The sequence below is a fragment of the Nocardia sp. NPDC004573 genome (genome assembly GCF_053602135.1).
In genome coordinates, this window is record NZ_JBSGDA010000004.1 from 364,246 (window position 1) to 382,434 (window position 18,189).

The following is an 18,189-nucleotide window of genomic DNA, read 5'->3' on the forward strand; positions in this document are numbered from 1 at the left end:
GTCAGCCCTTCCCGCTGGGTCGGATCTGCATCAGCAGGTCCCATTCGATTTCCGAGACGCGGCGGCCGCTGGCCGCCATCACGATGTCCCGCACGCTGCCGTCCAGATGGGCCGCGGCCTGCCCGGCCAGCCCGATGCCCCAGGCGAGCGTGCACATCACCTTCCACCAGCGGAACCGGTCTTCGTCGAAATCGCCGCCACCGCGCTGGTAGCCGCGCACGAACGCGGCGCGGCCCGCGAGTCCGCCGCATTCCCGGTCGTCCGCGCGGAAACGCCACATGCGCAGCGCGGGCCAGGCCACGTCGCGCATCGGATCGCCGTGGCGCTGCGCGCCTTCCCAGTCCAGCACCGCCCGCAGGCCCTCCGGACCGACGACGATGTTGCCGTTGCGAAGGTCGGTGTGCAGCAGCGCGGTGCGGGGCGGCGCGGGTGGGCAGCGGCGTTCCAGCCAGCGCAGGGTGAGGGCGAACACCGGCCGGTGCGGCAAGAGCGCACGCACGTGCCCGGCCGCCTCGGCCAGCTGGCGTCCGGGATCGGCGGCCGCCTCCGGCAGCCTGGTGGGCGCGGTCGCCGGGTCGATGGCATGCAGGCGGCCCATGGCTTCACCGAGCTGATCGGCGACTCGTTCACCGAGACCCGCGGCCTCGGCCAGTCGTAAGACTCTGCGGGGGACGGTCTCTCCATCCACCCGTTCGGAGACCACGAACGGCCCGCCCACATATGCGTTATCGGTGCAGATCGCCACCACCGGGGGCACCGGCACGCCGTGGGTCCGCGCGAGTTCCCGGACGGCGGCCTCCACATCGACGGGGACCAGCTCGATCGCGCTGGGCACGATGGTCGCGACCAAGCGCCGCGTCCCGCCACCCAGGTCGGCTTCGAAGGCGACGTTGCGGCGGCGGGCGCCCGCGGAGAGATATTCGACCTTCGACACCGCCACCGCGCGGCCGGCGCCCGACTCGAGAAACGCGGCCAAGCCGACGGCCAGATCGGCGCTCACTCGCCCGTCCAGGCGTCGTACCCGGGCTTGGCGATGGCCAGATCGGCCCGCACGACGGAGACCAGCGCTTCCCAGAGTTGCTCGTCATCGCCCTCGGCCACAGCCGCGAGCAACTCGCGCTCCCGCTCGGCCGCGCCCGGGCCGGATTCGATCTCCCGGCGCACGATCCTGGCGAGGTTGGCCCCCACCCGCGCCTTGTGCTGCAATCCCGCGGGCAGGGCGGGCAGCAGCGTCTCCTCGAGCAGTTCGGCGAGCGATTCCAGCAATTCCGCTGCCGATGGGCGATTCTGCATTCGTTCCCCTCGGTCGGTTCCGGCCCTCAGCATGGCACGCACCGGGGCCGTCCCGATCGGTACTTTCGGCCGTCGGATTCGGAAAGCCACGGGCGTCGAGATCGACGCGCACCGGCTTCCTGTGTGGCGGCTGGGAATCCACCGCGGGTCTGCTTCGCACGAGGTCGGGCATGCGAACGGTCGGTAAACTGCGAGAGGGCAGTAGGCGCTGATGCGCCATTCGTTGCGCTGGGCGAACACAGGAGAAATGTATTGGCGACCGGTCGCGTCCGTTCCGCCTTCGTCGCGGGCTTCGCCCTGGTCACGGCGGTACTCCTGGCGGCGTGCTCGTCCTCGTCCGGACCGGGCGGAACTCCGGGACCCGGGGGCCCGGCGCCGGCGCCCATCGCCATCACGCCCGCATCCGGCACCCGCGATGTCGATCCGCTCGCGCCGGTCCAGGTGAGTACCGCCGACGGCCAGCTGACCGCGGTCACCATGACCAACGAGCAGGGCAAGGTCGTCGACGGGATCCTGACACCGGACAAGACGGCCTGGAAACCCACCGAGCCGCTCGGCTACGGCCGCACCTACACCGTGACCGCGGAAGGCCTGACCCTCACCGGCAGAACCGGCCCGGCCACCTCGACCTTCTCCACGCTGAGCCCGAACAACCAGACCAAGGTCTCGCTGACCACCACGGGCGGCACGCCGCTGTCCGACGGCGGCACGTTCGGCGTGGGCACCGTGGTGGTGGCCCATTTCGACGAGGACATCCCCGACCGCGCCGCCGCCGAGAAGCATCTGGCGGTCACCACCGACCCGCCCGTCGAAGGCTCCTGGTACTGGCTCGACGACCGCAACGCGCACTGGCGCCCGAAGGAGTACTACGCGCCCGGCACCAAGGTGAGCGTCGCGGCGAACATCTACGGCCAGGAACTCGGCCGAGGGCTCTACGGCCAGGAGGACACCGAGACCACGTTCACCATCGGCGCGTCGCACGTCTCGATCGCCGACGACAACACCAAGCAGATCCAGGTCTTCGAGAACGGCAGGCTGATCCGCACCATGCCGACCTCGATGGGCATGGGCGGCAGCGAGGTCGTCGCGGGCAAGACGATCACCTTCTGGACCCAGCCCGGGATCTACACGGTGCTGGACAAGGCCAACCCGGTGATCATGGATTCGTCCACCTACGGCCTGCCGATCAATTCGCGCCTCGGCTACAAGGAGGCCATCGGCTGGGCCACCCGGATCAGCACCGACGGCATCTACCTGCACCAGCTCGACTCCACCGTCTGGGCGCAGGGCAACACCGACGTGTCGCACGGCTGTCTCAATCTCAGCGGGGAGAACGCCCGGTGGTTCTTCGAGTTCGCCGTCCCCGGTGACGTGGTGGAGATCCGCAACACCGGCGGCGCACCGCTCGAGGTGTGGCAGAACGGCGACTGGGGCCTGCCGTGGGACCAGTGGGTACAGGGCAGCGCGCTGCGGTAGCGGCCGTCCAGCCGACACGCTGACCGGTCTTGCCGAGGGCGGGAAGCTGCACTACATTCCTGCTCTCGCGAGACCACTTGGTCTCCAATCCCCGCGCGTGCACCTCTCGCGGCGCCGTGTGGGACCCGCGTTGACGATCGGAGCCGGCTCGATGGCGATGCTGTTGTACTACCTACTCCTACCGCTGTATCTGGCCGAGTCGTTCGTTCGCTTACTGGACTGAGCGCCGATCCGCCCAGCTCGGTGCAACCGCTTCCACTTCCGACGTGGCGCTCGCCTCGCCGCCCCTTCCCGGCCGCTGTGAACTCTTCCGCCGCGGAAGCGCTCGGCGTGGCAGTAGCGCCCGACTACTTCCGGGCGCGGCGCTGCCGAAGGTGGAGGCACATCACCCCACTGAATCCGTCGTCCGGTGGCAAACGCTTTCGCCCCTCGGCAGTCCGCGCGGCACGGAGCTGTTCGATGACCTTGTCCGGGACCGGACGCCTTACGAGGCGGCGACTCCTACTGGGAAACGGCCGACAGCCGGTCACCGCACCGGTCCCGTAGCGAGCCCGGCAGTGCGCTGGCGATTGCCGCACCCGCGCACCACTCAACCCGCCTGCTCGGCCCCCGGCGGCTGATGGAAGCCGGGACCGGCCTTGGGTTCGACGTCGCGCGGGTCGATCGGCTCGCGACAGTGGTCGCAGACCAGCATGGGCGAGGTCTCCTGCCCGCAGCTGCGGTGCTCCAGGACGATCGGAGGGCCCTCCGGCCCGGCCAGGTGGTGATCGCCCCAGACCATCATCGCCGTGACGATCGGATAAAGCTCACGGCCCGCGGCGGTGAGGTGATAGTCGACGCGCCCGCCGCCGTGATCGGTGCGGGTGAAAATGCCGGCGTCGATCAGCATGCGCAGGCGGCTGGTGAGCAGGTTGCGGTTGGTGATGCCGATGTTGCGGGCGAAATCGCTGAAACGGTGCACCCCGAAGAACGCCTCGGCGATGAGCAGGATGGTCCACCGGTCGCCGAGCAGTTCGACGACGCGGGTGACCGAATCGTCGACCGGGCGCCGCAATGTCATGGCGCTATCTTCGCATCCCGGCGCGGTATTGCTTTCCTACCATCGGTATCACGATAATACCGACAGACCGTGCCCTCCGGGCCGACAGCTGGGAGTGTCGATGACCACGACGAACCACCCGACCGACGACTACGTGCGCCTGCTCGACCCGGCGGTGCGACCGGATCCATATCCCCTCTTCGCGCGGTTGCGCGCGTCCGGCGCGTTCCGGATCGGCACGGCTCCGGTGGTCGTGCTGACCCGCTATGCCGACTGCGCCGCCGTGCTGCGCGATCCCCGGGCGAGCGTCGACCGGTCACTGGCCCGCTTGCAACTCGGATCGATGCCGATCTACGACGGGACGCGCGACGACGGTGCGGCCCGGGCCAAACCTTCGTTCCTGTTCCTGGACCCGCCCGACCACACGCGCCTGCGCCGCCTGGTGTCCAAGGCGTTCACCCCGCGCGTCGTGCGGCGACTGGAACCCCGGATCACCGAGATCGTCGACGACCTGCTCGACCAACGCGCCCGCAAGGGGCGGTTCGACGCCGTCGACCACTTCGCCTATCCGCTGCCGGTGACCGTCATCTGCGAACTGCTCGGCGTGCCGCTCGCCGACGAAGCCCAGCTGAGCACCTGGTCCGCGCTGCTGTCGCGCACCCTCGATCCGACCTCCCGCGCCGCCGCCCAGTTCCGCGCCGACCCGGCGCAGATCCAGCGCGCCGGGACCGAACTGCACGCCTACTTCGAAGAACTCACCGACCGCCGCCGCCGCGCCCCCGGTCCGGATCTGCTGTCCGAACTGATCGCCGCCGAAGACGCCGGGGACGCGCTCACCCACGCGGAACTGATCTCCACCTGCGCACTGCTGCTGGTCGCCGGGCACGAGACCACCGTCAACCTGATCGCCAACGCGACCCTCGCCCTGTTGCGCAGGCCGGACGAACTCGCCGCTCTCCGCGCGGATCCGGACCGGGCGGCGGGCGTGGTCGAGGAGACGCTGCGCTTCGACCCGCCGGTCCAGTTGATCCCGCGCATCGCCGCCGACGACATGACCGTCGGCGACACGGACATCCAGCGCGGCGATCTGGTGGTGCTGCTGATCGCCGCCGCGCACCGCGACGCCGCGACGTTCGCCGACCCCGACCGCTTCGACCCGGCGCGGGACAACCGCCATCTGGCTTTCGGCCTCGGGGCGCACTTCTGCGTCGGCGCTCCCCTGGCCCGCTTGGAGGCGCGCGTAGCGCTGACCCGGTTCGCACAACGGGTGGAATCGCCTTCACTACTGACGGACCCGCCGCCGTACCGCGAACACGTCAACCTGCGCGGACCCGCGCACCTGCCCATCGGGTTCGCGGCGATCCGGCCCCGCTGACGACGGGGTCAGCCGTCGTAGGGGCGTATGGCCGCCGCCTGCAGCGCCGCCGCCACCCAGTCGCCTGTGCACGCGCCCTCTTCTCCGAGCACGCCGCGTCGCAGCAGTCCGATTCCGCTAGGCGACGCGGGTCAGCCGTCGTACACGACGTCCGGCGTCCCCCGTTCAGCGCAGCAGGTGGCCACCGCGGACAGCCCCGACCTCACACAATCGCGCGAACGCGCCCTCGCCGAACACCCCGGGCCACAGCGATCAGACTCCGCTGTCTACGCGAGTCAGCCGTCGTACACGACGTCCAGCGCCCCCCGTTCGGCACAGCAGGTGGCCGCGGCGTGCAGCGCCGATCCCACACAATCGCCTGTGAACGCGCCCTCGCCGAACACGCCAGGTCACAGCGGTCGGGCTCCGTCACCGACGCCGGTCAGTCGTCGTACGCGACGTGCGGCGTTCCCCCGTTCGGCGTAGCAGTTGGCCACCGCGGACAGCCCGACCCCACACAATCGCGGGAACGCCCCCTCGCCGAGCACCCCGCGTCTCAGCGGTCGGGCTCCGTCAGCGGTGCCGGTCAGCCGTCGTACGCGACGTGCGGCGTCCATCCTTCGGCGGGGCGCGTGGCCGCGGCGTGCAGTGCCGCCGCCACACGGTCGCGCGTGAACGCGCCATCGCCGAGCACTCCGTTGATCTGCACCGCGACGGCCCGGATGCCCTCGGGCGCGAGGGTGGCGTCCAAACTGGTCACCAAGTTGCGCACCGCCGCCTTCTGGACGCCGAGCGAAGCGGCCCGATGCCACGGCTTATCCGCGGCCGCGCTGCCGGTGACCAGCACGCGGGCGCCCTCGGACAGGAAAGGCCGCGCCGCTTGGACGGCGGGCAGCAGCGCCGCCGCGCCGACGGTGAAGTCTTCGATCAACTCCGGCACGGAGAGCCGCAACGGATCGGCTTCCCGGAACACGCTGGGGTTGAAGTGCAATACGTCGATCCGGCCGTGGCGCTCGCCCACCCGGGCGACCACCCGGGTCACATCGGCGGGGTCGCGCAGATCCACCCCCACGCCCTCCGCGTGGAAACCCTGCTCACGCAATTCCTTCGCCAGCGGCTCGGCCTCCGCGGGCAACCGGCAGGCCAGCACCGCGGTGTAACCGTCGGCGGCGAACAGGCGGGCCACCGACAACCCGACACCGGGCCCGGCGCCGAGCACGAGAAGCACGGCGCCGGTCATGATCGCCCCGCCCCGGCCGGGCGGCTGTGTCTCGCGGTCATTCGACGACGGCCTTGATCCGGTTCAAGGTCTCGCGCATCCCTTCGACATTGGTCTTGCCGCGCGTCCATCCGGCCAGCAACCAGTACAGCCGCAGCACCAGGTTGCTGTGCAACTGGAACGACTCGGTGACGTCGGTGCCGCCGTCCACCGGTTCGAAGACATAGCGCCACGTGTTGATCGGCATCCCCCGCGGCCCGAGCACGGTGAACGCGAACTCCCGGCCCGGCTCGCAGGCGACGATGCGGCACACCGTCGCGTACTTCAGCCCCCAGCCGTTGCGGTTGACGTGACCGCGGAACTTCGCGCCGACCGCCGGGCCGGTGGCGCCGCCGAGCCACTCCGCGGCGAACGTCTCCGGACTGAACCGCCCGGTGTTCTCGATGTCACTGACCAGTGCCCAGATCTCGTCGGCGGGCGCGGCCATCCGGACCGTCACGCTGTCATGCATGCGCCGAACGCTAGCAGGCGGCCCGGCCGTCGCTTCCGGCTCGAACCGGGTCGCCGCCGCGCGGGCCGCCCAGCCGTCCACATCCGGCAGCCACCCGCCGGGTGGCAGCACCCAGCACGCGGCGAGCAGGTCGTGACCGAAGTGCGCGAGCGCCGCGTGCTCCGGCCAGTGCTCGCGGGTCCACCCCGGGTCGTCGGTCGCCGAGTCGATGCCGCTGCGGACCACGCCGACCAGCTCGAATTGCAGATGCTGGACCAGCACCCACGCCACGGCGTCCATCGGCTTGTGCCGCAGGCGCTCGAGCAGGACGCCCGCGGCGGCACGCACGCGGTGCTCCATCCAGCGGAAGGTGCGCCGATGGCCGCGGGGCGCGATGCCGTACAGCGCGAGCACCGCGACGGCGACACCGAGCACGGTCTCCGCCAACCGGTCGCGTAGCACCGGTCCGATCGGCCCGCCCGTGGTGGCGACCCCACCCGCGATGAGCGCCACCGGCGTGATGAAGACGACGGCCAGCGCGTAGTTGCGCGGCACGAACAGCTCGATGCAGAACTGCAGCGCGGCGATCAGGACGATCAGCGCGTAGCCGGTCGGCCCGAGTTGGTAGATGAGCGCGAACAGGCCGAGTCCCGCGATGGTGCCGACGAACCGGTGGATGGCCCGCACCTGCCCCCGCACGCGATCGGGCCCGGCTTGCAGCACGATGAGGGCGCTGAGCACCGCCCAATGCGGGCGATCCAGGCCGAGCAGCGCACTCAGCGCCCCCGCGCCCAGGCAGCCCGCGGCGACCCGCAGCGCGCTGATCGCCGCGTGCGAGGAGAACGACAACGAACGCCCCAGCCGGAAGCCGATGCCGGGGCGGGCGAACGAGACCAGAGGATCGACCAGCAGATCGTCGGTGTCGTCGTCGGCCGCGTGCCCGGCGAGCCTGCGGCGTGCGCCCTGCAAGGTGGCCAGCAACTCGGCTTCCCTCGGATCGGAGGGCAGGCCCGCGTCGTAGACCGCGGCCCACGCCTCGGCCATCGCGGCGCCCGCCCGATGGCGCGGGTCGATGGCCGGCGCCCCCGCATCCCGGGCCGCGACGTAGGCGTCGACCGCGCGGACCGCCGCCTCGACCGCTGTCCGTTCCGGTTTGCGACGATCACGCAGCACCCCGGCCATCGACACGACGAGCGCCGCCACGACACCGCAGGCGGTGCAGAACAACAGCGTCAGCGCCGCGGCGCCGGTCTCCGCCGCTTTCATCGCGCCCGCGCAGACCAGCGCGAAGAACAGCGCGCCCGGCGGACCCAGCCGCAGCGCGTCGATGACGAACACAGCCACAACCGCGATCGCCGTCACCACGACGACCATCAGCAGCGACGAACCGAAGCCCGCGTCCAGCAGGCCGCCGATCAGCGCGCCGACGCCGCAGGCGGCCAGCAACGCCGACCCGGCCGCGAGGACGACCCGGCCACGCACCCGGTACGGCCGCCCCTCGCCGTAGAGCACGGCGAAGGCGCCGAACATCACGAACACGGCCACGTCCGGATGACCGAGGACGGTGATGATCGCGGCCGGAACGGCGAATGCCAGCGCGGCGCGCAACGCCACGCTCCACCGCCGTCCCGCGGGCGACCGGGCGAACAACAGCGAGCCGACCCGGCCCTTCGGTGGCACCGGATCCGGGTATGTCGCCGCCACCTGCTGTCCTTTCTGGTCTGGACGAACTGCCTGGTGCACACATTAGATTCGGGGCATGACCGCCGACGCTCATATTCCGCTACCCACGCGCGTCCACGCCTTCGGCGACGACGTGCTCGGTGATCACGACGCCGTCGCCCTGGCCACGCTGGTGCGCGACGGCGTGGTCGCGCCAGAGGAACTCGCCGCCGCCGCGGTGGCGCGCGCCGAACGGGTCGAGGAACTGGCGGCCGTCGCCTACCGCAGCTATGCCGAACCGTTGCTGCCCACCGAACGGACCGGCGCCTTCTACGGCGTGCCCAGTTTCGTGAAGGACAACACGGACGTCGCGGGCATGCCGACGAATCAGGGCACGGCCGCGTTCCGCGCGCGGCCCGCCCGCGCGCACAGCGGCTACACCCGGCAGTTCCTCAGTACCGGTCTCACCGTCCTGGGCAAGAGCGCCATGCCGGAATTCGGCTTCAACGCCACCAGCGAGACGCCGCACCTCGCGCCCACCCGCAATCCGTGGCATACCGGGTATTCCGTGGGCGGTTCGTCGGGCGGAGCCGCGGCGCTGGTGGCGGCGGGTGTCGTTCCGATCGCGCACGGCAACGACGGCGGCGGATCGATCCGGATCCCGGCGGCGTGTGCCGGACTGGTCGGCTTGAAGCCGACGCGGGGACGGCACGTGGTGTCCGGACTGGCGCGGTCGCTGCCGGTCGACATCGTCAGCGAAGGCGTGCTGACCAGGACGGTGCGGGACACGGCGGCGTATACCGCGGCGGCCGAACGCTATCGACGCAATCCGGCGCTGCCGCCCATCGGCCGCGTCGACGGTCCACCGAGCCGGCGCATGCGGATCGCCCTCGTCCTCGACAATCTCGCGGGGCCGGTGCCGGCCGGTCCGACCCGGGATGCCGTCGAACGCGTCGCCCGTACGCTCGAGGCCTGCGGTCATTCGGTCGAGCCGGTGCCGTTGCCGTTCGACGCCACGATCGAAAGCGCCTTCCTGCACTATTGGGGACTGCTCGCGGCCGCGATCACCACGACCGGACGGTTTCTCGACCGCCGGTTCGACGCGCGACGCGTGGACGACCTCACCGCGGGCCTTCGTGCGTTCTTCCTGCGCCGGGCTTTGCACGCACCGCTCACGATCTACCGGCTGCGTGCGGCGGCGGCCACCTATGAACAGGCGCTCGGGCCCTACGACGCGGTGCTGCTCCCCACGCTCGGTCACACCACGCCGCCGCTCGGCCATCTCAGCCCGACCGTGCCGTTCGACGAGCTCCTCGACCGGTTGCGCGCCTACGTCTGCTTCACACCGATCAACAACATCACCGGGACGCCGGCCATCACCGTGCCGGCGGGCTCGACCGACGCCGGGCTGCCCATCGGGGTGCAGTTCGCCGCCACCCGCGGCAACGAGCGCACCCTGCTGGAGCTGGCCTATCTGGTCGAGTCCGAGCGGCCTTTCCCTCGCGTCGATCGCTGACCCACACTCCGCGTCCGCATCTTCGACGCGCTCGACTACGACTACGAGCGCGCGTTCGGCGCTCCCGACGGCACCCACGCGGTGCGGTCACTGCACGCGCGTGGCGCCCGGTAGGTCAGTGCGCCACGGTATTCGCGGCGGGCGACGGGCGGTCGCGGTGCACCGGGCCGTGGGCGTCGTCGCAGTGGTCCTCCAGCATCGGCAGCAGGCGCTGCGCATCCGCCGCAGCCGAGGAGGCGACGGCATGGGTGTGATCGACCTGCAAGGTGGTGTGGGTGATGCCGTAGTCGTGATCGAGCAGGTGCTCGATCCGCTGACGCAGTCCATGGCAGTCCGCGCCCGCGCGGACCAGCACATGCGCCGACAGGGCGATGTCACCGGAAGTGATCTGCCAGACGTGCAGGTCGTGCACCTCGTCGACGCCCTCGATGTCCACCAGCCTGCGCCCGAGCGCGTCCGGATCGACGCCCGCGGGCGCCGCCTCCAGGAAGATCCGGCCCGATTCGCGCACCAGCCCGAGCCCCGCCTTGACCATCAGCGCGACGACGATCAGCGTAGCGATCGCGTCGGCCCTGGCGAAGCCGGTGGTCAGCACGACGAGCCCGGCCACCGCCGTGGCGATGAATCCGTACAGGTCGTTGAGCACGTGCTGGAACGCGCCTTCGACGTTGAGGCTGGAGCGATTGGCCTTGCTGATCGCCCAGGTGGCCGCGATGTTGACCACCACACCGGCCAGGGCGGTGGCCAGCACGAGGCCGCCGGTGACCTCCGGCGGCTCCAGCAGGCGGCGCACGGCCTCATAGGCGAGCCAGCCGGCGAGCACGAGCAGTGTGATGCCGTTGGCCTGCGCGGAGAGGATCTCGGCGCGCTTGTAGCCGTAGGTGTACTTGCCGTTCGCGGGGCGGGCCGCGAGCCGGATCGCGATGAGCGCCAGGACAATGGAGGCGGCGTCGGTGAGCATGTGCGCCGCGTCCGACAACAGCGCCAGCGAGTTGGCCAGCACGCCGATCACGACCTCGATCGACATGAAGCCGACGATGAGGACCAGCGCGATGGTCAGCCACCGGCGGTCGGCCTCACCGGACACCCCGTGCCCGTGCGCGTGACCGTGTTCGTGTCCCATCGGCCCTGCCCCTTCCATCCTCGAATGTATGCGCATATCTGCATCTGTTCCGTCAGCTTAACCCACCCCCCGTAGCGCGCGACAGACCAGCGCAGTGAGCTGGATCACGTCGCATACCGATCCGGCTGTCCGGGTCAGCCGACCAGGGCGTGCACCGCCGCATAGGTCGACACGGTGGCGATCAGCCCTGCGACGACACTGCCGACCACGTTCATCGCCGCGAACAAGTAGGCGCCGCGCTCGGCCAGCCGCACGGTTTCGTAACCGAAGGTGCTGTAGGTGGTCAGCGCCCCACAGAATCCGGTGCCGAGCATGGCGAACAGCGGCGACGACAGCGCCGACCCGGCGCCGCTCAGCGCGCCGAGCACCAGGCAGCCGAGCACGTTGACCGAGAAGGTGCCCCAGGGAAACAGACTGTCGCGGCGGTCCTGCACCGCGCGGTCGAGCAGATACCGCAGCGGAGCGCCGATCGCCCCGCCCACCAGGACCAGCAGCACGGTCATCGCGTCCCCTTTCGCGCGCGTCGCAGGCGTTCGTACCCCGCCCTGGTGAGCCACATGCCGGCGAAAGTGACCGAGAGAGCGCAGATCAAGGTGCCCGCAAGATAGCTGGCCGCGACGACGATCGTCCCCGGCGCCAGCAGCTGACGGACCTCGTTGGCGTAGGTCGAGAAGGTGGTGAATCCACCCAGGACGCCGACTCCGAGAAAGGGACGCAGCAACCGGTGAGCAGCCCAGATCTCGGTCACCGCGACCATGAGCACGCCGATCGCGAAGCACCCCGCGACATTGGTGAGGAAGGTGGCGAGCGGAAAATGCCAGGGGCGGCAGGGCAGCCCCTGGGCGAGACCGTAGCGCGCGAGCGCGCCGAGCGCCCCGCCGAGGGCCACGACCGCCACGGCCGAGCCGTCGGCACGCCAGAAGTTCCGACGTCGCGCGCGTTCGGCGATGCCGGTCGGCTCCTCGGTCAGTTCATCGGCCACGCAGAACTCTTACCGAACCGTCCGCGACGGCGTCCCGGCGGGTCACCACGCCGCCGCGCTCACCGGTCCCCGGCCTCGCCGTCGTGCGCGACCAGAACCGAGCAGCCGACGTGCCGTGCGGCCTTCTCCGCGGTGCTGCCGATGAACCGGCCCCAGATGCCCGAATGCCCGCTGCGCCCGAGCACGAGCAGGTCGGCATGGTGATCGGCGGCCGCGGTGGCCAGTTCGCGCGCGGCCTGACCGGCGCGGATCTCGGCCCGCACTGCGATGCCGCGCTGTTCGGCGGTCTCGGCGGCGGTGGTGAGCCATCGATGGCAGGCCTCTTCCCCGATGGAGCGTTCCTCCTCGATCTCGCCGACCACCGGACCGTAGTGCGGCAGATACTCTTCGACCGCGACGACCGTGAGCGTGGCATGGTGCACCGTCGCCAAGTCGAGCGCCATCGTCAACGCGGCTCTGGCGCCGGGCGAGTCGTCGTAGCCCACCACGATCCGCTGGAACACCTTTCCATTGTGATCCCCCGGATGGGCCGGAGCCAACGTTATGGCAAACCTTCGGCAATCAGACGGGCGCCGCGGCGCGATCCGCCGCGAGCACTTCCGCCGCGGCGCGCTCGCCCGAGCGGATCGCTCCCTCGATGTAACCCGACCACTCGGTGGCGGTTTCGCTTCCGGCCCAGTGGATCACGCCGACCGGATGACGCAGAGCCGACCCGAGGGTGGTCAGGACGCCCGGTGGGAAGAACGAGTTGTAGCCACCGCGGGCGTAGGGATCGTCGGCCCACACCTTCTCGTGCCACTCGACCGGCTCCCGGGCTACGTGCCCGAAGGCGCGGACGAGCGACCCGACGATCATGGCGCGGCGCTCGGCCGGGGGAAGCGCGGCCAGGCGCTGCGCGGCCCGGCCGGGCACCAGCGCGCCGAGCACTCCGGGACCGCCGGGGCGGGTGGCGTCGAAGGTGACGGGCACCGGATCGTGCAGGTTCAGCGACTGGCCGGTGAGCAGGTCGTCGCGCCAGAACGGCCGCTCGTAGACGGCGAACGCCTTCAGAACCGAGCCCATCGGCATGCGCTGGGTCAACTGGTCGCGCGCGGCGGGCAACGGCGGGTCGTAGGCGATGCGTCCAGCGAGGGTGGGCGGCACCGCCACGATCACGTGCCCGGCGTGCACGGCGCCGGCGTCCCCGCTCACCCGCACACCGTCCGCGCCCTGCCGGACCTCAGTGACCGGAGCACCGAGGCGCACCGCGTCCCCCAGTTCGGCGGCGACGGCCAGCGCGGGCCCGTCGGCGCCGTCGACGAACAGGCGGGTCACCGTCTCGGCGGTGATCCCGGCCTCGACCCCGCCCGCGGAACGGATCGTGGTCAGCAGGCCGAGCATCGAGATGCTGCCGACGTCGACGCACAGTTCCTCGCCGATCATCACTTCGGCCAGGTTCCGCGCGCGCCGCTCGGGCACGTTGCGACGCAACCAGGTCGCCGCGGTCATCGCATCCAAACGGTCCGCGCCCGGCGTGGTCCACGGGCGAGCGAGGTCGACGCGGGCGGCCATCCGTTCCAGTCGCCACATCGCCTGGACGAGTACGAGCAGGACGAACGTCGGCAGTGGCGGGCGGGCACCGCGGAAGGGCCGCCGGACCACTCCCTCGACCAGCAGGCCGGCCCCCTCGGGCGGCGCGAAGGTCGCCGCGCCGCACTCTTCGGCCAGCGCGGCGAAACGCGTGTGCGCCCCCGAGATCCACTGTCCGCCGAGGTCGACGGCCCAGCCGTCGCCGACCCGCGCGGTCAGGGTGCGGCCGCCGACCCGGTCGCTCGCTTCCAGGACGACGACCTCACGGCCCGCCGTTCGCAGCGTCCGCGCGGCGCTCAGCCCGGCATATCCCGCACCGACGACAACGACGTCCGTACGGTCCATGGTGGCCTCCCGTCGCCGCACCGTAACTCGACAACCACTGTTGATCACCCCGGGCCGATCCGCAACCGGCGTGGGAGACAACAGTGCTAGCGCGGCAGGGTGGCGAGGGCGGCGACGGCGGCCTCCTGCAAGGTGGCGGTCAGCGAACGCGGCGGCGCCGTGACCCGTCCGCGCACCCATTGCCTGCAGTACTCCTGTGCCGGTCCGACACAGATCGCGTGGGCCAGCGGATAGCCTTCGCCGCCCACGTCCGCGGCGCCGAGCAGCTCCCGGTACCGGCGCTCCAGCGCCCCGAAGAAGGCTTGATTGGGTTGTGTCAGTTCCGGCTCCGCGACCCGCGCCACCTCGTCCGGCAGCGTGGCGAACAGGAACCGGGCCAGGTCGCGATGGTCTTCCACCCAGCCGAGATGGGCTGCCAGCATCGCGCGGATCGCCTGCTCGGGACCGGTGCCCGGCGCGTCGAGGCGGGCCAGCACCGTCCGCTGGTAGTCGATCATCCCGGAAACGTAGACCGCGGCGGCCAATTCGGCTTTCGAGCCGAACGCGTGGAACATGCTGCCGCTGGACAAGCCGAGCCGATCACGCACGCCGGCCACCGTGAACGACGGATAGCCCTTGGCCAGCAGCTGGTGCGTCGCTTCGGCCAGGATCCGCTCGCGGGTGCGCACGACCGGCTACGCGCCGAATTCGGCGTCGATGCCCGAGCGGACCGCGGCGAGCACCTGCGCGCGCACCCGCAGTTTCGTCCCGATGTGCGCGGCGAAGTCGATCCCGGTCAACCGGTGCGCTTCGGCCGTCGCGCGCGTGCGCAAGTCGTCCTCGTCGGCGGCGAGCACATCGAGAAAGCCCAACTCCCTGGCCTCCTCGGGCCCGACCAGGGTCCCGGTGTTCGCCGCCCGGTCGAAGCCCGGCGCGGTGAGCCGGTGCCGCGCCACCTCCACACCGTAGTGCGGAATGGTGAGCCCGATCGCGACCTCGTTGAGGCCCAGCTTGAAATCACCCGTGACGCCGAAGCGCACGTCCGCGGCCAGCAGCGTGAACGCGCCCTGCGCGATGGCGTGGCCGGGGCAGGCCGCCACGACGGGATACGGGAATCCGAGCAGCCGGTGGACCAGGTCGCCGCCCGCCCGCAGCGTGCGGCGGATGTCGTCGAGGGAACGGGAGAACGTCGCCAGGTCGTAGCCGGCGGAGAACATGCGCGAACGTCCGGTCAACAGGACGACCGCCCGGTCGGCTTCGGCCTGGTCCAGGGCACCGGCGATGGCGCCGATCATGTTCTCGGACATGACATTGGCCTTGCCGTCGTCCAGCGTGATCGTGGCGATCCCGCCGTCGAGCCGATAGGTGACGAGTTCGGTCATCGCAGCCTCCTCTAGAGCAGAGCTCTAGAGTAACACTCTAGCGCCGCGACAGCTAACGTCGGGCCGCCGCTCGCGGCATCGGTCGCCGCCAGGTGTCGATGTGGCAACGATGCGAAACAGCGGCACCGGATCACCCGATACGAGAAGCAGACGATGCTGCCGAAAAAGCCTGGCGCGTCCGGGCTTCGGACTAGCCTCGGGGACAGGCTCAGGTGAAGGAAGCGACATGACCGCAGCAACCGTCATCCGCCCGCTGGCGCCGAGCGAGGGGATGTTCGCCAACAGCGAAGTGCTCGTCGGCTATTCGCTTCGGGTCACGGGCCGGTTGGATCTCGCCGCGCTGTCGGCGGCGTTCGAAGCCGTGGCCTGCTCCCGTCCGATCCTCGGCGCCCATCTGGAGCCGGACGGGCACGGCGGCCATCTCCTGCTCGAAACCCCCGGCGTCACCCCCGAGATGACGGTCGCGGACGGTGATCCGGAACAGCTGCTCACCGGCGCCCAGCTGGACCAGCGCACCGCGCTCGCCGCGCTGTGCGTGGTCCGGGACGGCGCGAGGGCGGGTGTCACCTTGGTGACCCACCACAGTGTCGCGGATGCCTATCATTCGCTGGCCGTGTTCGAAGAACTGTGGTCCTGCTACACCGACCTCGTCCGGTCCAAGCCGGCCGACCTGCCACCACAGGGTTTCCCACGCTCCGTGGAAGACCTGCTGCACGAGCGTGGCGTTCGCAAGTTCGATACAGCCGCCGTGCCGTCGCGTCCCGTCGCACGGGCCTCCTACGGTCCTGATGAGCCCGATTACCTCGTGCCACGCACCGCGCGCTGCAGGCTCACCCGGACGCAGACCACCGCGCTCGTCGAGCTCGGGCACCGGGAGAACACCACGATCAACGGACTCGCCTCCGCCGCGATCCTGCTCACCGAGGCGGAGCTGCGCGGTCTGCCGCTCACCGACCTGCTCTACACCTACTCGGTCGACCTGCGCACCCGGGTGACGCCGCCGATCGGGATGACCGAGGGCACCAATGTACTCGGCTTCGCGAATTTCGTTCCGACGGCGCGGACCGGCGCGACGCTCGTCGATCTGGCCCGCGGCGTCAGCGACACGCTGCGCGCCGAACTCGACGCGGGCCTCGTGCAGCAGACCCCGTTGCAGATCCCCGAGATCACCGCGGGGCCTCCGCCGCGCGCGCCCGGCATCGTGCTGGCCACCAACTGGGGACGGGTACGCCGGCCCCGCGTGCCGGAAGAACTGCGCATCACGGATTTCCGCTCGATCATGCTGGGCAAGCCGGACAAGACGGGCTACCGGCTGCAGCAGCCCAGCGGCACCATCATCGTCAGTACCTTCGACGACCGGCTGAGCATCGAGATCCACCATCCCGAGGAAACCACCGAGGAGCAGCGCGTGCGGGTGCGGCTGCTCACCGCTCACCTGTCGGAGTTCGGCGCGACGGGCGCGGCCTGAACCCGGCGACCCCGAATCCCCGCGGCAGACAGGCTATCGGCGCACCGGTGACGACGCCGCGAACTCGCCGGAGTTTCCGTCATGTGCGCGCCGCCGACGTGCGCGTCAGCGTCTGCAGCGGATCGGTGAGCACATCGGTGAAAGCCAGTTCCGCGGCGCCGATCAAGGTCGCGTCGCCGCCGAGCGCGCTGGTGCGCAACCGGACCTGTTCGCGAACGGCTTGCAGACCGTTGACGGCCACGCGGCTGCGCACCTGCGCGGCGGACGCCAGATAGATCTCCCGCAGCACTCCGCCGAACACCACCATCGACGGATTGAAGATGTTCACCAGATTGGCGACGCCGTAGCCGAGCCATTCGCCAACTTGGTGCAGCGCGTCGCGGGCCACGGCGTCGCCACGCGCGGCGGACTCGACTATCGCGTCGACCGCCGCCTGCCCCGCGGGATCGGAGCGCCCCGCCGCCGCGATCAACCCGAGCTCGCCCGCCTCGGCCTCCAGGCAGCCCCGGGATCCGCAGGCGCAGGGCCGCCCACCCGGGTGGACGATCATGTGCCCGACTTCCCCGCCGTAACCGCCCTCCCCGCCGAGCAACTCGCCGTTCATGATGATGCCGCCGCCGATGCCGACGTCACCGTGCAGGTAGATCAGGTTCGCCAGGCCGACGCCCGCGCCGCGTTCGCGTTCGGCCAGCGCGCCGAGATTGGCGTTGTTGCCGACCGCGACGCGCGTCCCGAGATCGAGTGCCCTGGTCAGCTCGGCGCCGAACGCGACGTCCACCCAGCCGAGGTTGGGCCCGTAGCGCACCACGCCGTCCTCCTCGCGGACCATGCCGCAGAACGCGACACCCACGCCGACGCATCGAGCGTCCGGCGCGGCGGCGGCGATCATCGCCCTGGCCATCCCCGCCAGCGCGGCGGTCACGTCGTCCGGGTCGAACGCGCCGCCGGGACGGGCGGTCTCGGTGCGCTCGAGCACCGCGCCGCCCAACCCGACCCGCGCGGCGGCCAGACGATCCGCCCCGACGTCCAGCGCGACGACGTAGACCCGGTCGGCCCGCGGACGCACCACCAGCGACGGTCTGCCCGCCCGTCCGGTCTGACCGGGCAATTCCTCGCTCACCAGGCCCGCCGCGGCCAGGTCGGTGGTGAGCGCGAGAATCGTGCTGCGGTTCAAGCCCATTCGCTCGGCGAGCGCGGCACGCGACACCGCCCCGTCACGGTGCACGTGCCGCAGCAGCGCGGCGAGGTTGCGCGTGCGGATCTCCTCGGGCGAAGGTGCTGCTCGCATTCAC

17 protein-coding genes are annotated in these 18,189 nt (G+C 71.0%); 4 read left to right on the top strand and 13 right to left on the bottom strand.

Annotated features, from left to right (window positions below):
* Nucleotide 1: 1 nt before the first annotated feature.
* Nucleotides 2-1,000 carry a phosphotransferase family protein gene (locus ACWEKR_RS09360; protein ID WP_452354064.1) on the bottom strand — a complete coding sequence of 333 codons (999 nt, stop codon included), beginning with the start codon at nucleotides 998-1,000 and terminating at the stop codon, nucleotides 2-4.
* On the bottom strand, nucleotides 997-1,293 hold the full coding sequence (locus tag ACWEKR_RS09365; protein ID WP_452354065.1) for a DUF6285 domain-containing protein: 297 nt from the start codon (nucleotides 1,291-1,293) through the stop codon (nucleotides 997-999). Before ACWEKR_RS09365 ends, ACWEKR_RS09360 begins: the two co-directional genes overlap by 4 nt.
* 315 nt (nucleotides 1,294-1,608) lie before the next feature.
* Between ACWEKR_RS09365 and ACWEKR_RS09370 the strand changes: the two genes are divergently transcribed.
* The gene (locus ACWEKR_RS09370; RefSeq protein ID WP_452354125.1) at nucleotides 1,609-2,769 is read left to right on the top strand and encodes a L,D-transpeptidase; all 1,161 of its coding nucleotides are present in this window, start codon (nucleotides 1,609-1,611) and stop codon (nucleotides 2,767-2,769) included.
* A gap of 589 nt (nucleotides 2,770-3,358) precedes the next feature.
* Here the strand turns inward: ACWEKR_RS09370 and ACWEKR_RS09375 are convergent.
* The gene (locus ACWEKR_RS09375; protein ID WP_452354066.1) at nucleotides 3,359-3,829 is read right to left on the bottom strand and encodes a winged helix-turn-helix transcriptional regulator; all 471 of its coding nucleotides are present in this window, start codon (nucleotides 3,827-3,829) and stop codon (nucleotides 3,359-3,361) included.
* 100 nt (nucleotides 3,830-3,929) lie between these two features.
* Here ACWEKR_RS09375 and ACWEKR_RS09380 point away from each other — a divergent pair, with 100 nt between their 5' ends.
* The gene (locus ACWEKR_RS09380; protein WP_452354067.1) at nucleotides 3,930-5,183 is read left to right on the top strand and encodes a cytochrome P450; all 1,254 of its coding nucleotides are present in this window, start codon (nucleotides 3,930-3,932) and stop codon (nucleotides 5,181-5,183) included.
* A gap of 565 nt (nucleotides 5,184-5,748) precedes the next feature.
* On the opposite strand, the gene ACWEKR_RS09385 is transcribed toward ACWEKR_RS09380, so the two are convergent.
* Nucleotides 5,749-6,402, bottom strand: coding sequence for an SDR family NAD(P)-dependent oxidoreductase (locus ACWEKR_RS09385; protein WP_452354068.1), 654 nt, complete (start codon nucleotides 6,400-6,402; stop codon nucleotides 5,749-5,751).
* Between the two features lie 37 nt (nucleotides 6,403-6,439).
* Nucleotides 6,440-8,575, bottom strand: a complete 2,136-nt coding sequence (locus ACWEKR_RS09390) for an FUSC family protein (RefSeq protein ID WP_452354069.1) — start codon at nucleotides 8,573-8,575, stop codon at nucleotides 6,440-6,442.
* A gap of 55 nt (nucleotides 8,576-8,630) precedes the next feature.
* Between ACWEKR_RS09390 and ACWEKR_RS09395 the strand changes: the two genes are divergently transcribed.
* Entirely contained in the window at nucleotides 8,631-10,049 is a 1,419-nt protein-coding gene (locus ACWEKR_RS09395; RefSeq protein WP_452354070.1) for an amidase, read from the top strand.
* A 115-nt stretch (nucleotides 10,050-10,164) separates the two neighbouring features.
* Here ACWEKR_RS09395 and ACWEKR_RS09400 read toward each other — a convergent pair whose 3' ends face one another.
* The 7 genes from ACWEKR_RS09400 to ACWEKR_RS09430 all read right to left on the bottom strand — a co-directional run bounded on the left by ACWEKR_RS09400 (nucleotide 10,165) and on the right by ACWEKR_RS09430 (nucleotide 15,429).
* Complete coding sequence (locus ACWEKR_RS09400) at nucleotides 10,165-11,172, bottom strand: cation diffusion facilitator family transporter (protein ID WP_452354071.1); 1,008 nt, start codon at nucleotides 11,170-11,172, stop codon at nucleotides 10,165-10,167.
* A gap of 134 nt (nucleotides 11,173-11,306) precedes the next feature.
* Entirely contained in the window at nucleotides 11,307-11,675 is a 369-nt protein-coding gene (gene crcB, locus ACWEKR_RS09405; protein WP_452354072.1) for a fluoride efflux transporter CrcB, read from the bottom strand.
* Nucleotides 11,672-12,154 carry a fluoride efflux transporter CrcB gene (gene crcB / locus ACWEKR_RS09410; protein WP_452354073.1) on the bottom strand — a complete coding sequence of 161 codons (483 nt, stop codon included), beginning with the start codon at nucleotides 12,152-12,154 and terminating at the stop codon, nucleotides 11,672-11,674. The genes crcB (ACWEKR_RS09405) and crcB (ACWEKR_RS09410) overlap by 4 nt, the downstream gene beginning before the upstream one ends.
* A 59-nt stretch (nucleotides 12,155-12,213) precedes the next feature.
* Nucleotides 12,214-12,657 carry a universal stress protein gene (locus ACWEKR_RS09415; RefSeq protein WP_452354074.1) on the bottom strand — a complete coding sequence of 148 codons (444 nt, stop codon included), beginning with the start codon at nucleotides 12,655-12,657 and terminating at the stop codon, nucleotides 12,214-12,216.
* Between the two features lie 58 nt (nucleotides 12,658-12,715).
* Entirely contained in the window at nucleotides 12,716-14,068 is a 1,353-nt protein-coding gene (locus ACWEKR_RS09420; protein ID WP_452354075.1) for a flavin monoamine oxidase family protein, read from the bottom strand.
* A gap of 86 nt (nucleotides 14,069-14,154) precedes the next feature.
* Nucleotides 14,155-14,736, bottom strand: coding sequence for a TetR/AcrR family transcriptional regulator (locus ACWEKR_RS09425; protein ID WP_452354076.1), 582 nt, complete (start codon nucleotides 14,734-14,736; stop codon nucleotides 14,155-14,157).
* 6 nt (nucleotides 14,737-14,742) lie between these two features.
* Entirely contained in the window at nucleotides 14,743-15,429 is a 687-nt protein-coding gene (locus ACWEKR_RS09430; RefSeq protein ID WP_452354077.1) for a crotonase/enoyl-CoA hydratase family protein, read from the bottom strand.
* A gap of 226 nt (nucleotides 15,430-15,655) precedes the next feature.
* Here ACWEKR_RS09430 and ACWEKR_RS09435 point away from each other — a divergent pair, with 226 nt between their 5' ends.
* A complete protein-coding gene (locus ACWEKR_RS09435) occupies nucleotides 15,656-16,897 on the top strand; it encodes a phthiocerol/phthiodiolone dimycocerosyl transferase family protein (protein ID WP_452354078.1) in 1,242 nt (413 codons plus the stop codon).
* Between the two features lie 79 nt (nucleotides 16,898-16,976).
* On the opposite strand, the gene ACWEKR_RS09440 is transcribed toward ACWEKR_RS09435, so the two are convergent.
* Nucleotides 16,977-18,185 carry an ROK family protein gene (locus ACWEKR_RS09440; RefSeq protein ID WP_452354079.1) on the bottom strand — a complete coding sequence of 403 codons (1,209 nt, stop codon included), beginning with the start codon at nucleotides 18,183-18,185 and terminating at the stop codon, nucleotides 16,977-16,979.
* Nucleotides 18,186-18,189: the final 4 nt, after the last annotated feature.